This is a genomic window from Pseudomonas fluorescens (assembly GCF_012974785.1).
Classification (GTDB): domain Bacteria; phylum Pseudomonadota; class Gammaproteobacteria; order Pseudomonadales; family Pseudomonadaceae; genus Aquipseudomonas; species Aquipseudomonas fluorescens_BT.
The window spans coordinates 2,906,044-2,919,658 of the sequence record NZ_CP027561.1; the positions used below are offsets into that span (position 1 = coordinate 2,906,044).

Here is a 13,615-nt window from a genome sequence, read left to right on the forward strand (position 1 = left end):
CACATCGCCAGTCCGGTCATGCCTATGTAACGCGCTTGAGGGGCCCTTTGGGCGCTTTTCACAAGCCGAGGCGGGACGCCGGGAGTGAGGCAATGGGGACTATGGAACGCTACTCGAAAGTGGGCATGCAGGAACTCGATCAACGCCTGTCGAAGATCGTCGAAGCCGCGCGCAAGAAGCCGGTTTCGGTGTATCGCTACGGCGCGCCGTGGGTCTGGATCGTGTCGCAGGATGACTGGCAGGGTGCCTTGAAAGAGGTCTCCAGCTACATTCCGTCGGGTCATTCGCTGGTGCTGTTGCGCCCGCAGATCGATGACCTGTTCGACGCTCACGGCGACCTCCTGCACGACCTCAATGCCCAACCCGGCATGCTGATCCCGGCGCAAACGGTGATGCATATTCTGCTCCTGCAACTGCTGTATTCGGTGCCCAGCGAGCAGCAGCTCTACGAACAACTCAATTACAACCTGCTGTTCCGCTGGTTCGTTGGCCTGGGCCTAAACCAGAAAGTCTGGAGCTTCAACGTCCTCAGTCGCGACATCGCCACGCTGCTCAACGAGCCGCGTGCGGTGCAGCTCATCCAGAAAATCATCGGCGAAGTGTTCTGCGGCGCGCTGCTGCAAATGCCCGAGTTCTCGTTGAACTTCGCGCTGCTGCACACCTGGCTGGGCAAGCACGCCTGCGCCCCGCAAGTCAGCAATTAACAGCGACCAGCAATTGACGCAACAGAGACGCCAACAGGTTCATCGCGAATTTCAGGGGGTAGTGTGGAGCAGATTTTCACGTCACGGCTGGCGCTGTGGGGCTGGCTGCTGGTGACGGCCGGCGTGCAGCCGGTGTTCGCCGATGAGGCCGAAAACGCAGCGGCGCAGCGTCTGGTGGACGTCAACGAATACTTTGTGCGTGGCAATACCGTGCTCGATGCGCGGGCGATCGAGGAAGCGGTGTACCCGTTCCTCGGCCCGCAAAAAGCCTTGAGCGACATTGAAGGCGCCCGCGATGCGTTGCAGAAGGCCTATCAGGAACGCGGCTACCAATCGGTGTTCGTCGAATTGCCGGAGCAGGCGGTGGCTGATGGCATCGTCTACCTGCAAGTCAGCGAAACCAAGGTCGGCCGGGTGCGGGTGGTCGGCGCCAAACACTATTCGCCGCTGGACATCCGCGACAACGTTCCGGCGCTGAAGGAAGGCGAGGTGCCGGACTTCGCCAAGGTTCAGGGTGAACTGGCGCAGCTCAACAAGACCCCGGGCCGGCAGGTGATGCCGCTGGTTCGCGAAGGTCAGCGCCCCGGCACCATGGACGTGGACTTGCAGGTCGAAGACCAGAACCCATGGACCGCCAGCGTGGGGCTGAACAACGACTACAGCGCCGACACCGAAAAGCTTCGTGCCGTCACCAGCCTCGGTTACAACAACCTCTGGCAACTCGGCCACAGCATCAACCTGACTTACTTCACCGCGCCGCAGGACACCGACAACGCCAAGGTCTGGTCCGGCTCCTACAGCGCGCCGCTGACCGACCGCTGGAGCGTGCAGTTCTCCGGTTATCAGTCCGACAGCAACGTCGCCACCATCGGCGGCAGCAACGTGCTCGGCAAGGGCCATTCCTATGGCGTAGCGGCGATCTACACGATCCCGTCCAGCGGCAACTGGTCGAACTCGCTGTCGGCCGGCATCGACTTCAAGGACTTCGACGAACGTCTGACCCTGTCCGGCGAGAGCGACCAGGTGCCGCTCAAGTACGCGCCGTTCACCTTCGCTTACAACGGCTTTCGCTACAGCGAAAAAAGCCAGTTAGGCCTGGGGCTGAGCCTGGTCGCGGCCACCCGCAGCCTCTTCGGTTACGGCAGCTCCGACGAAGAGTTCGACTACAAGCGCTACCGCGCCAAACCGAGTTTCGCCGTGCTCAAGGGCGACACCAGTTTCACCTGGACCTTCGACAGCGACTGGCAGAGCGCGAGCAAAGCCGCGTTCCAGCTGGCGTCGGGGCCGCTGGTCTCCAACGAACAATTCTCTGCCGGCGGCGCGACTTCGGTACGCGGTTATCTGGCCGCCGAGCGCACCGGTGATGACGGTGTGTTGTTCAGTCAGGAAGTCCGTACACCGTCGCTGGCCAAGTACACCGGCACCTGGATGCAGGACTGGCGTTTCTACGCCTTTGCCGAAGGCGCGCAACTGTACCTGCGCGACGAACTGCCGGACCAGGACGCCAGTTACGCCCTGGCCAGTGTCGGCCTCGGCACCCGCGCCAGCCTGAGCAAATGGCTGTCCGGCAGCCTCGACTGGGGCTACCCGTTACTCGAAGGGCCGAACACCTCGAAACAGGAATCGCGCCTGCACTTCAACCTTCAGGCCACTTTCTAACAAGGAGCACTTCCATGCAGCGCCTTTTCCTTTCGTTGTTGATCTGCCTGGGCTTTGTGCTCCCGGCCACGGCCCAGGCCTGGTGGCAGGACGACTGGCACTACCGCAAACAGATCGCCGTCGACACCACGCCGCAAGGCGCCGCGATCAATCAGGCCCTCGGCCGTACCGCGCTGCTGGTGCGCCTGCATACCGGCAACTTCACCTTCGACGGCGTGAAAGAGGACGGCTCGGACCTGCGCTTCGTCGCCGCCGACGACAAGACCGTGCTCAACCACCAGATCGAAAGCTTCGACGCGCTGATGGGCATGGCGCTGATCTGGGTCGATGTGCCGAATGTCGAGGGCGGTCAGCGTCAGGACATCTGGATGTATTACGGCAACCAGAAGGCCCCGGCCACCGGCAATGGCCAACTGACGTTCGATCCGAATTACACCGCGCTCTACCACTTCGACGGCGCCACCGGCACCCCGGCCAAAGACACCACCGCCTATGGCAACACCGCGCAGAGTGCGACCGGCGCCGCGATTGACGGCGTGGTAGGGCGTGCCTTGCAGTTCAGCGGTCAGCCGTTGCTGTTGCCGGCCAGTCCGTCGTTGCAGCACAACGCCGGCAGCGCGTTCACCTTCAGTGCCTGGCTGCGACTGGATCAGGCCAACGGCGAACAACTGATTCTGGCCCGCCGCGAAGGCGCCAACAGCCTGCTGGTCGGTGTGAGTCAGGGCGTGCCGTTCGTGGAGATCGACGGCCAGCGCGCTGTCGCCACCCAGCCGCTGAATCCGGGCCAATGGCAGCACGTCGCCCTGACCGCCGAAGGCGCAAAAGTGACGCTGTACATCAACGGTCGCGAAGGCGCGGCACTGGCCCAGGCGATGCCGGCGTTCAACTCGGTCATGGCTATCGGAGCGGATCTGCACGAGGGTCCTTTCCAGCCGTTCGTGGGCGCCATCGACGAACTGCGCCTGTCGAAAGTCGCCCGTCCGGCACCGCTGTTGCTGGCCGACGCCACTTCCCAGGGCGCCGAGTCGAAACTGGTCGCCTATGGCGTCGATGAAGAACAGTCCGGCTTCGGTTTCGGCAGCCTCGGCTTCCTGCTCAACGCGGTACCGGTAGACGCATGGGTGATCATCGCGGTGCTGGTGCTGATGATGTTCCAGTCGTGGATCATCATGCTGCGCAAGAACCGCACCCTCAGCCGCGTCACTGCCGCCAACGAAGACTTCCGCGTGCAATTCGCCAAGGTCGGCACACGACTGGAGATGTTCGCCAACGACACGCAACTCGCCCAGCGTTTGCAGCATTCGCCGCTGTGGCGCCTGTATCAAGTGGCAGTGAAAGAGATCCGCACCCGCCGCGAGCAGGGCGCCGACACCTCGTCGGTTTCGGCGGCGACCATCGAAGCGATCCGCTGCTCGATGGACGGCGTGCGCACCCGGGAAAACCAGCAACTGAGCTCGAAACTCTCGACCCTGTCCAACGCCATCGCTGGCGGCCCATATATCGGTCTGCTCGGCACCGTGCTGGGGATCATGGTGGTGTTCCTCGGCACGGCCATGGCCGGCGACGTCAACATCAACGCCATCGCGCCGGGTATGGCGGCCGCGTTGCTGGCCACCGCCATGGGTCTGTTCGTCGCGATCCCGGCGCTGTTTGGCTACAACCGCCTGATCACCCGCAACAAGGAAGTCAGCGCCGACATGCGCGTGTTCGTCGACGAGTTCATCACCCGGCTGGCGGAGATGCACGGCGAAGGCCAGTCCAGTGAAGCGGCGCATCAGCGCGGCCATCACGCCAACCACTCCGTACCGGCCTGAGGAGCACTGACATGGCGTCCGTAAATGCCTCCCACGACGATGACGAAGATGCCGCAGTGGACAGCATCAACATCACGCCACTGGTGGACGTGCTGATGGTGGTGCTGGTGATGTTCATCCTCACCGCCACCGCGCAGGTCTCCGGGATCCAGATCAACCTGCCCAAGGCCAGCGCCGCCGTGTCGCTGTCCGAGGCCAAGACCAAGGCGATTTCGGTCAACGACGGCGGCCAGGTGTTCCTCGACTCCTACCCGGTGACGTTGCCTGAACTGGAAGAGCGCCTGCGCATCGAGAAGGCGCAGAACCCGGACTTCCCGGTGATCGTGCGCGGCGACGCCACGGTGCAGTACCAGAAGGTTATCGAAGTGCTGGATCTGTTGCGCCGGCTCGAACTGTCCCAGGTCGGTCTCGTCACCGGCAAACCGACGCAGGGCTGAGTCATGACCGCACAGATGCCAATCGAGCCTTTGCCGGTGAAGAAGTCGCCACTGCGTTACGTGAAGTGGGGCGCCGGACTGCTGCTGGGCGCCATTGCGGCATTCCTGTTGTGGCAGTGGGCCAATGACATGAGCGGCATCCGCCGGGAAGCGCCGAAGGTGCCGACGATCATTCCGTTGCCGCCACCACCACCTCCGCCGCCGGAAAAACCGCCGGAACCGGAAACCCCGGTGGAAGAAAAAGTCGTCGAGCCGGAGCCGACACCCGAGCCACAGGAAGTGAAACCCGAGGAAGAAGCGCCGCCATCGCCGGCGGACGACCTGGCCAACCCGATGCAGATTGACGGCGACGCCCAGAGCGGCAGCGACGCCTTCAACATCGGCGCGGGCAAGGGCGGCGGCATGGCCGGGTCCGGCGGTGGGCGACTGGGCAACGGCACGTACAGCCAGTTCCTCGCGTTCACCTTCCAGAAGCTGCTGCGCGAGAACCCCGACCTGCGCAACCTCGCGTTTTCGCTGCAGGCCGATGTGTGGCTGAGCAGCGTCGGCGAGATCACCCGGGTCGAGCTGGTCAAGTCCAGCGGCAATCCCGAAATCGATACGCAAGTGCTCGCCGCGCTGCGCAATGCGCCTGCTTTAAGCGAACGGCCACCGGCCTCCATCACCTTGCCTGTGCGCATGTCCCTGCAAGGGCGGCGTCCGGGTTAACCGAATTCATAAAGCTGTATGAAAAGGAGTTGTGTGCAGATGATTTCCAACGTGAATCGATTGTCCCTGGCGGTCGGCATGGTCATCGCGACCCTGGTCGGTCAGGCCGCGGCAGCGCCAGCGCCCTCGGAGAACGCCACGATCAATCTGATCCGCTTGCTGGTCGAGCAGGGCATTCTGAAACAGGACAAGGCCGACGCACTGATCGCCCAGGCCCAGAACGAAGCGGCCCAGGCCAAGCAGGCCGCGGCGTCCACCGCTGTGGCCGCCGGGCCGGTCGCCGCACCGGGCGATGTGCGGGTGCAATACGTGCCGGCTGCGGTGCGCGATCAGATCCGTGATCAGGTCAAGGCTGAAGTCATGGCGACCGCCAAGCAGGAAAACTGGGCCGCGCCCAACACCTTCCCGGACTGGGCGTCGCGCATCAGCTTCGACGGCGACATTCGCCTGCGTGACGAATCGCGCTACTACTCGGGCAGCAACAGCAACGAAATCGTCGACTTCGCCAGGCTCAACAACAACGGCCCGTACGACGTGAACCCCAACAGCAGCACCGCGTTGCCGCCGTTGCTCAACACCCGTGAAGACCGCACCAACCTGTTTCGCCTGCGCGCGCGGCTGGGCATGAAAGCGGACATTTCGCCGCAATGGACCGCCGGCATCCGCATCGGCACCGGCTCGGACAACAACCCGGTGTCGACCACCCAAAACCTCGGCGGCGGTTTTGCCAAGAAAGACATCTGGCTCGATCAGGGTTACCTGACCTGGAAACCGTCGGATGAACTGACCCTGACCGGTGGCCGCTTCGCCAACCCGTTCATGTCTACCGACATGCTGTATTCCAACGACCTGAACTTCGATGGCGTGGCGGCGATTTTCGACCACAAGCTGAGCCGCGACTGGGGTGTGTTCGGTACCGTCGGCGCGTTCCCGGTGGATTACACCAACGACACCACCACCAGCAACGGCTTCGACAAGGAAGAAAGCGACAACAAATGGCTGTACGGCGCACAGGTCGGCGCCAAGTGGGCGATCAACAGCAACAACCGCTTGAAAGGCGCATTGGCCTATTACCGCTTCCAGGACATCCAGGGTGAGCGCTCCAGCCCCTGCGAACCCTGGGCCGGCGCACCGGGTTGCGACAGCGACGGCACGCGTGCGGCGTTCATGCAGAAGGGCAACAGTGTGTTCCTGCTGCGCGACATCACGCCGAACCCGCTTAACCCGACGACCACGCCGCAGCCGCAATTCGTTGGCCTCGCTTCCGAGTTCAACCTGCTGGACCTGAACCTGGTCTGGGATGCCGACCTGCCGGAAGACTTCAAACTGCGCAGCCAGGGCAACTACATCCACAACCTCGGCTACGACGAAGGCGATATGCGCAAGCGGTCGGCCGGGCAACTGGTCAACAACCTCGACAGCAACGGCAACATCGAAAGCGGTGCCAATGCGTGGATGGTGCAGTTCACCCTCGGCAATGCGCTGGACCTGAAGAAGCAGGGCGACTGGAACCTGTTCGCCGGCTACAAGTACATCCAGCCTGACGCCTTGCCGGACGGCTTCAACGACTCGTCGTTCCACCTCGGCGGCACTAACGCCAAAGGCTACATACTCGGTGGCAACTACGGTCTGGCGAAGAACGTCTACGCCACCGGTCGCTGGATGAGCACCGAAGCGGTGTATGGCGCGCCGTTCGACATCGACGTCTTGCAGCTCGAGATCAACACGCGCTTCTAAGGCGCCGGGAGAGGGATATGAACACTCGGTACTTTTTGCTCGGACTTGGATTGCTGGTCGCCAGCGGGGCCAGTGCCGAAGGCATGGAGGAGCGTCTGCGCACCCAGTTGCGCAGCACCACCCAGCAACTGCAAACCCTGCAAAGCCAGCAGGCCCAGGCCAGCGCCGCGCAACTGGCGGCGCAGAACGAAGCCAAGGCAGCCCAGGCGCAAATCAAGCAATTGACCGCCGAACTGGCCAAGGCCAAAGGCCTGGCCGAGCAGTTGGCCGGGCAGCAGCAAAGCCTGCACAGCCAGGCTCAGGCGCAGGTGGCGGCCAGCAACGAGCAGACCGGCAAATTCAAGAAAGCCTACGACGAGCTGTTGGTCATGGCCCGTGCCAAAGAGGCAGAACGGTCTAAGCTTCAAGCGCAATTGACTGAACGTGACACACAAGTGCAGCAATGTTCGGTCAAGAATCAGCAGATGTACGGCGTGGCCAAGCAGATTCTCGCCGCCTACGAAAACATCGATGTGGCCGAGGTGATGAAGATCCGCCAGCCCTTCGCCGGCAGCGCCCGGGTCAAGTTCGATGAATTGGCTCAGGGCTTCGGCGATGAACTGTACAAGACTCAATTCGATGCGCCGCAAGCTGCGATCGCGCACTGATTAAAAGACTCATAAACAAGGAAGAAGTCATGACTCAATTGATCTCCCATGTCTCCCCGCAATCCCTGACCGAAGTGCTCCAAGCCGCCGGTTACCGCGTCAACCAGACCGAACAGAACGGCATCGTCCAGTTGCTCAGCGCCAGTCAGGGCATCGGTTACGCCGTGCGTTTCGGCAACCCGGCGGTGGCGGAGCAGGGCAGCTATGTCGACTTCACCTTCAGCTGCGCCTTGCGCGTACAGGGTGAGTTGCCGGCCGGTGTGGCCGAGCAGTGGAACGCAACCCGCCGGTTTGCCCGGTTGTCGTTGCAGGGCGAGTTTCTGGTGATGGAAATGGACGTGGTGTTGGCCGCGGGCGTGAGCAGCGATTACCTGCGCGGCAACCTGGAATTGTGGGATCGCCTGCTTCAGGAATTCATCGTGTACCTGCGTGATTTCACCCAGAACGCTGCTGCCGCCCAGGCTCCAAAGGTTGAGCAAGAGGAAGTCGCGCTGTGACCAAACCTGCCATGGTAATCAGCGCCGCTGCGGTGGCGCTGTTGGTGGCGGCCGTGGCGCTGGTGGTGCGGCCGGGCAATGACCCGGTCGCCGCCCAGCAACCGGCGCCGGTCATTACGGCGAACAGTGGGCCTGCGGTGGCGCGGTTGGGCAATCAGCAGGTGTCGCCGGAGGAATTGCAGGCGCTGCTGGCCGCCGTACCGCCACAGACCCGCGAGCAACTGCGCGGTAATCGTGAGGCGCTGGAGCGCTGGATTCGTTCACGCCTGGCCGAAAAAGCCGTGCTCGAACAGGCCGATGCCCAAGGCTGGGCGCAGCGTCCGGACGTGCTTCGGCAGACCCGCGCCGCCACCGAACAGATCGTGTTTCGCGACTATTTGCAGTCGGTGAGCAAAGTGCCGGCGGACTATCCGAGCGCCGCCGAGTTGCAGCAGGCGTATGACGCGGGCAAGGCCAACTGGCAGACGCCGGCGCTGTATCGGGTCAGCCAGATCTTCCTTGGGGTGAATGAGCCGCAGAACCTTGAGGCCGTGCGCAAGCAGGCAACGGAGTTGAGCAAGAAAGCCCAGGCAACCCCGGCGGACTTTGCAGCACTGGCCAAGGAGTTTTCTCAGGATCGCCTGACTGCCGAACGCGGGGGCGATACTGGCCTTCAACCGTTGCAGCAACTGGTGCCGGAAGTGCGTGGTGCGGTGGCGCGACTCAAGGTTGGCGCGGTCTCCGATCCCGTTCAAAGCAGCGCCGGTTTCCACGTGATCAAACTCACCGAACAACAACCGGCCCGCACCGCGACCCTCGACGAGTTGCGCGATCAACTGACCCTGGCCTTGCGGGCACAGCGTCAGGAACAGATCGCCCAGGCCTATCTGGACGGCATGCTCAACACCGCGACGCTGAGCATTGACGGGGCCGAGCTCAATAAGGTGCTGGAGGAAAAACTGTAATTCAGGTCCACCTCTGAACCTTGTGGGAGCGGGCTTGCTCGCGAAGGGGCCATGCCAGACAACTTATTCGTTGAATGACACACCGCTTTCGTCGGAACGCCGCCCGGAGCAAGCCCGCTCCCACATTAGAGCCGTGACGTTTTCCAAAAATACAAAGATCGACAGGGAGTCATCGATGTCATTCACCGAACCCGCAGCACGACAGAGCAGCGCCGATTTCCGCTGGCCACAGGACAAGGAAGAACCCTGGCTGGCGCAAGCCGCGACCCTCGACGGCGACGTCGCGCAATACTTTCTGGTCAGCGCCCGTTGCGGCTGCTTCATGCAAGCCGCCCGCAGCCTCAACGTGCGCTCGACCTTGCTGCGCAAACAACTGGCGCAGCTCGAACAGCAACTGCAATGCGCGCTGTTCAGCTTTCAGGGCAGTGCCTTGACGCTGACCCGCGAAGGCCAGCAATTGCAGGCGCAACTGATCGCCCTGGCTCACGAGCGCAAACTTCCGGTGATCGAGCAACCCCTGATAAGACTGGCCGTCGCCGAATCGATCCTGCACGACATCCTCGGCCGCGACCTCATCGCACTGTTGCGCCGCAACGCCAGCGTGCGCCTGGAAATCATCGCCCTCGACAGCGAACTGGCCCTGCATGCGGTCAGCGCCGACATCGTGCTCTGGCTCGCCCACGGCGACAACCCGCATCCGGGCCCGACCTTCGCCACCAGCGAACCGCAACGCCTCGCGCAACTGGAATACCAGCCGCACATCGCCAAACGCTATTCCCGTGTCACTGCACGGCCAGAAAGTCCGGATGACCTCGCCGATTTCATGCTGGTGCAATGGCAGCATGACCGGCAGATCGACAGCTTCCGGCCGTGGAATGAGCTGGTCGAACAGCGGTTGGCCGGGGTGGTGCAGATGCAGTCTTACGAGCTGATGCTGGAGATGATTCGTTGCAGCGCGTGCATCGGGTTGCTGCCGATGTACATGAGCCGGTTTGATCGCGGGCTGGTGGCGTTGCCGGGGTTGTTTGGGGAGGCGATGCGGTTGCAGGCGTGGTTGGCGGTGAACAGTGAGTCGCAGAATGTCGGGGAGGTGCAGACCTTGGTGGAGTTGATTCAACGCACTTTCAATGAGCGGCAGGAGTGGTTCGAGTAAGTCTCGCCTGGATCAGTTGCGCCGGTTTACAGTGACCGGCCACGCACTGATCCAGGAGGGATCTATCATGCCTGAGCACAACCCCGCCATTCACCTCGAACGCTTCAGCGAGTCCCACGTCGAAGGCGTCACCGCGCTTTACAACGACCCGGCCGTGACCCGGCAGGTGTTGCAGATGCCGTTTCAGTCTGCCGAGATCTGGCGCCAACGGCTGATGCCCGAAAACGAACGGATGGTGAAGCTGGTGGCGCTGCATCAAGGTGCGGTGATCGGGCATCTCGGGCTGGAGGCTTTTTCGCGGATTCGCCGCAGCCATGCCGGCAGTGTCGGCATGGCCGTCGCGGTGGCGTGGCAGGGCAAGGGTGTCGGTTCGACGTTGTTGGCGGCGGCGCTGGAGATTGCGGACAACTGGATGAACCTGCACCGGGTCGAGCTTTCGGTGTACGCCGACAACGAAGCGGCCATTGGTCTCTATCGCAAGTTCGGCTTCGAAACCGAAGGCCTGTTCCGCGATTATGCGGTGCGTGACGGGCAATGGGTCGACACCCTGAGCATGGCGCGGTTGCGCAAGCGCTGACCTTTTGTCAGTCCATGGCCGAAGTGGCGATCGTGCAGGCAAATGACTTGCACGGTCGACCTCGGCATCTGCCATGCTCGACGTCCGCAGCACTGCTTCCTTGAAGGAACACCGCAATGGACGACGTACAGCAGCTGGGCGAAATGCTTCGCCACTATGCCGACAGCGAAGCGCACAAGAAGCAACTGTTCGAGACGCAATCGGCGACCTGGGCCTCACGGATTACCGAATTGTTCGGGCAGATTCAGCAATGGCTGGAGCCGGTGCAGGCGCCGGGTTTGCTGGAGGTGGGTCGGGAGGCTTATGTGGCGTTCGGGCCGAGCATTCCGGTTGAGACCTCAACCTTCAAGACTGAAAAACTGAGCATCGTGATCGCCGGCAAATCGGTGGAGTTCGTGCCGGATGTGATGGGCAGTGGCGGGCAGATTTCGCTGGCGGTGATGGGGCTGACGGCGGCGCGGTACGGGAGTGTTTCGTTGGTGGGGTTGCCGGGCGGGAGTGGCAGTGGCGTAAGACCAACGGGTTGAAAGACCCGGATACCTTTGTTTTCGATGCGAATTTTCTCGCGCAGCAATTGCAGAGCCTGATTCCCGAGACCGCACCTAAGATCAAAAGCTTACCCCTCACCCCAGCCCTCTCCCCAAGGGGCGAGGGGGAAAGGGAGCAGATCTTCGTCGTTGTTGATATTGCATTCACCTTCGATATTTCAGGTCGGTGTATTTCGAGTAAACAACTCGGTCAGTCCCCTCTCCCTCCGGGAGAGGGCTAGGGTGAGGGGGGCTGCCCCTGACACACTTCACATCTCAAGATTGACCCACCCCGGCTGCGCCACCTCCGGCGCCACTGCCTTCACAGTCTTGCCAGTGGCCAACTCAACCCGCCGCGCCACCTCCGGATCATCGGCAAACGGCGTGAGACTCGCATCATCCAGGCTTTCAGCCGTTTCGTGGCGCAGGCAGTACTCCACTGACAGCCACAGAAACAGCACGCCCAATACATTCAAGACAATATCGAACATGACCAGCTCCCTTGATCAGGCGATCTGCGCTTCACGGTGGGCAATCGCAACATCCGCCACCCGCACCGTGCGCCATACGTTGTAGGCCATCAGCAACATGCCCGTCAGGAAGAACACCCCGCCGGCAAACCGTACGACAAACCCCGGATGGCTGGCCTGCAGCGCTTCAACGAACGAGTAGGTCAACGTGCCGTCCTCGTTGATCGCCCGCCACATCAGGCCCTGGGTAATCCCGTTGACCCACATCGACGCGATGTACAACACCGTGCCAATGGTCGCCAGCCAGAAGTGCAGGTTGATCAGCGGCGTGCTGTGCATGCGCTCGCGGCCAAAGACTTTGGGCACCATGTGATAGGTGGCGCCGAAGGTGATCATCGCCACCCAGCCCAACGCACCGGCATGCACGTGGCCGATGGTCCAGTCGGTGTAGTGGGAGAGGGCGTTGACCGTCTTGATCGCCATCATCGGACCTTCGAAGGTCGACATGCCGTAGAACGCCAGCGACAGGACGAGGAAGCGCAGGATCGGGTCAGTGCGCAACTGATGCCAGGCGCCCGAGAGGGTCATCATCCCGTTGATCATCCCGCCCCAGCTCGGGGCCAGCAGGATCAGCGACATCGCCATGCCCAGCGACTGCGCCCAGTCCGGCAGCGCGGTGTAGTGCAAATGGTGCGGGCCGGCCCAGATGTACAGGGTGATCAGCGCCCAGAAGTGCACGATCGACAACCGGTACGAGTACACCGGCCGATTCACTTGCTTGGGCACGAAGTAATACATCATCCCGAGGAACCCGGTGGTCAGGAAGAAACCCACCGCGTTGTGCCCGTACCACCATTGCACCATGGCGTCGGTGGCGCCGGAATACACCGGATAGGACTTGAACCAGTCCACCGGAATCGACAGGTGATTGACCACGTGCAGCATGGCAATCACCAGGATGAACGCACCGAAGAACCAGTTGCCGACGTAGATGTGTTTGGTCTTGCGTTGCACCACCGTGGTGAAGAACACGATGGCGTATGCAACCCAGACCACCGCCATCCACACTGCGCCGGAAAACTCGATCTCGGCGTATTCCTTGGTGGTGGTGTAGCCCATCGGCAGGGTGACCAGCATGATCACGATCACCGATTGCCAGCCCCAGAAGGTGAACGCGGCGAGTTTGTCCGAGTACAGCCGCACCTGGCAGGTACGCTGTACCGCGTAGTAACTGGCCGCGAATTGCGCACTGCCGGCGAAACCAAAAATCACCAGGCTGGTGTGCAACGGTCGCAAGCGGCCGAAGGTGGTCCACGGCAAGTCCAGATTCATGTCCGGCCATACCAGTTGCGAGGCGATCCATACCCCCATCGCCATGCCCACGACACCCCAGAAAACAGTCGCGATGACGAATTGGCGGACGACCTTGTAGTTATAAGCCTGTCCGATTGTTGCTGTGCTCATGGTCAGTTCATCCACGGTTGCAAAGTCTTGCCAGGCCACCCGGTCTGGCACGAGCTGCACTGTAGAAACCCCACCGGAAACAAAACAGGCTCAGGAATTGTTCATTTATGCGGATCAGATCCAGGCGCTGCCTGCGGCCATCTGCCGCGCCCTGATACGGTTTTTATGCGTTCAGGTGAATCTGTAACAGGCTGCGCTGCAACGTCATAGTGCTTTTACAAAACTGTGGGAGCGAGCAGGCTCGCTCCCACAGGAAATTCCTGACGAGGTAGTAGGC

At 62.0% G+C, this 13,615-nt stretch carries 13 protein-coding genes and 1 pseudogene; 12 read left to right on the forward strand and 2 right to left on the reverse strand.

Translation table 11 applies throughout. The annotated features are described in order from the left end of the window. The first annotated feature begins 92 nt into the window (after positions 1-92). The 12 genes and pseudogenes from C6Y56_RS13060 to C6Y56_RS13115 form a co-directional block, all read left to right on the forward strand. Positions 93-704, forward strand: coding sequence for a transposase (locus C6Y56_RS13060; protein ID WP_169430218.1), 612 nt, complete (start codon positions 93-95; stop codon positions 702-704). Positions 705-767: 63 nt separating this feature from the next. Continuing rightward, the gene (locus C6Y56_RS13065) at positions 768-2,363 is read left to right on the forward strand and encodes a ShlB/FhaC/HecB family hemolysin secretion/activation protein (RefSeq protein ID WP_169430219.1); all 1,596 of its coding nucleotides are present in this window, start codon (positions 768-770) and stop codon (positions 2,361-2,363) included. A gap of 14 nt (positions 2,364-2,377) precedes the next feature. Further along, positions 2,378-4,177 (forward strand): DUF2341 domain-containing protein, encoded by a 1,800-nt coding sequence (locus tag C6Y56_RS13070; RefSeq protein ID WP_169430220.1) that lies wholly within the window; start codon positions 2,378-2,380, stop codon positions 4,175-4,177. A gap of 11 nt (positions 4,178-4,188) precedes the next feature. Then, positions 4,189-4,614: an ExbD/TolR family protein gene (locus tag C6Y56_RS13075; RefSeq protein WP_169430221.1), complete on the forward strand. Its 426-nt coding sequence runs from the start codon at positions 4,189-4,191 to the stop codon at positions 4,612-4,614. Positions 4,615-4,617: 3 nt separating this feature from the next. Then, the gene (locus C6Y56_RS13080; protein ID WP_169430222.1) at positions 4,618-5,322 is read left to right on the forward strand and encodes an energy transducer TonB family protein; all 705 of its coding nucleotides are present in this window, start codon (positions 4,618-4,620) and stop codon (positions 5,320-5,322) included. Positions 5,323-5,361: 39 nt separating this feature from the next. After that, positions 5,362-7,059: a putative porin gene (locus tag C6Y56_RS13085; RefSeq protein ID WP_169430223.1), complete on the forward strand. Its 1,698-nt coding sequence runs from the start codon at positions 5,362-5,364 to the stop codon at positions 7,057-7,059. A 17-nt stretch (positions 7,060-7,076) separates the two neighbouring features. Beyond that, the gene (locus C6Y56_RS13090) at positions 7,077-7,706 is read left to right on the forward strand and encodes a DNA repair protein (protein WP_169430224.1); all 630 of its coding nucleotides are present in this window, start codon (positions 7,077-7,079) and stop codon (positions 7,704-7,706) included. A 29-nt stretch (positions 7,707-7,735) separates the two neighbouring features. Next, entirely contained in the window at positions 7,736-8,203 is a 468-nt protein-coding gene (locus tag C6Y56_RS13095) for a YbjN domain-containing protein (protein WP_169430225.1), read from the forward strand. An 11-nt stretch (positions 8,204-8,214) separates the two neighbouring features. After that, positions 8,215-9,147: a peptidylprolyl isomerase gene (locus C6Y56_RS13100; RefSeq protein WP_432760328.1), complete on the forward strand. Its 933-nt coding sequence runs from the start codon at positions 8,215-8,217 to the stop codon at positions 9,145-9,147. Positions 9,148-9,322: 175 nt separating this feature from the next. Beyond that, positions 9,323-10,300: a LysR family transcriptional regulator gene (locus C6Y56_RS13105; RefSeq protein ID WP_169430227.1), complete on the forward strand. Its 978-nt coding sequence runs from the start codon at positions 9,323-9,325 to the stop codon at positions 10,298-10,300. 67 nt (positions 10,301-10,367) lie between these two features. After that, entirely contained in the window at positions 10,368-10,877 is a 510-nt protein-coding gene (locus C6Y56_RS13110; protein WP_169430228.1) for a GNAT family N-acetyltransferase, read from the forward strand. Positions 10,878-10,993: 116 nt separating this feature from the next. Then, positions 10,994-11,469 (forward strand): annotated as a pseudogene (locus tag C6Y56_RS13115) (hypothetical protein); the annotation flags it as partial. Between the two features lie 204 nt (positions 11,470-11,673). On the opposite strand, the gene C6Y56_RS13120 reads toward C6Y56_RS13115, so the two are convergent. Further along, positions 11,674-11,895, reverse strand: coding sequence for a cbb3-type cytochrome c oxidase subunit 3 (locus C6Y56_RS13120; RefSeq protein WP_169430229.1), 222 nt, complete (start codon positions 11,893-11,895; stop codon positions 11,674-11,676). Positions 11,896-11,910: 15 nt separating this feature from the next. Beyond that, a complete protein-coding gene (gene ccoN / locus C6Y56_RS13125) occupies positions 11,911-13,338 on the reverse strand; it encodes a cytochrome-c oxidase, cbb3-type subunit I (protein ID WP_134826679.1) in 1,428 nt (475 codons plus the stop codon). Positions 13,339-13,615 lie beyond the last annotated feature (277 nt).

Coding starts and splice junctions, on each gene's coding strand:
- C6Y56_RS13095 (WP_169430225.1), top strand. CDS start 7,736: ATGACTCAATTGATCTCCCATGTCTCCCCGCAATCCCTGACCGAAGTG.
- C6Y56_RS13085 (WP_169430223.1), top strand. CDS start 5,362: ATGATTTCCAACGTGAATCGATTGTCCCTGGCGGTCGGCATGGTCATC.
- C6Y56_RS13080 (WP_169430222.1), top strand. CDS start 4,618: ATGACCGCACAGATGCCAATCGAGCCTTTGCCGGTGAAGAAGTCGCCA.
- C6Y56_RS13070 (WP_169430220.1), top strand. CDS start 2,378: ATGCAGCGCCTTTTCCTTTCGTTGTTGATCTGCCTGGGCTTTGTGCTC.
- C6Y56_RS13060 (WP_169430218.1), top strand. CDS start 93: ATGGGGACTATGGAACGCTACTCGAAAGTGGGCATGCAGGAACTCGAT.
- C6Y56_RS13120 (WP_169430229.1), bottom strand. CDS start 11,895: ATGTTCGATATTGTCTTGAATGTATTGGGCGTGCTGTTTCTGTGGCTG.
- C6Y56_RS13105 (WP_169430227.1), top strand. CDS start 9,323: ATGTCATTCACCGAACCCGCAGCACGACAGAGCAGCGCCGATTTCCGC.
- ccoN (WP_134826679.1), bottom strand. CDS start 13,338: ATGAGCACAGCAACAATCGGACAGGCTTATAACTACAAGGTCGTCCGC.
- C6Y56_RS13075 (WP_169430221.1), top strand. CDS start 4,189: ATGGCGTCCGTAAATGCCTCCCACGACGATGACGAAGATGCCGCAGTG.
- C6Y56_RS13110 (WP_169430228.1), top strand. CDS start 10,368: ATGCCTGAGCACAACCCCGCCATTCACCTCGAACGCTTCAGCGAGTCC.
- C6Y56_RS13100 (WP_432760328.1), top strand. CDS start 8,215: ATGGTAATCAGCGCCGCTGCGGTGGCGCTGTTGGTGGCGGCCGTGGCG.
- C6Y56_RS13090 (WP_169430224.1), top strand. CDS start 7,077: ATGAACACTCGGTACTTTTTGCTCGGACTTGGATTGCTGGTCGCCAGC.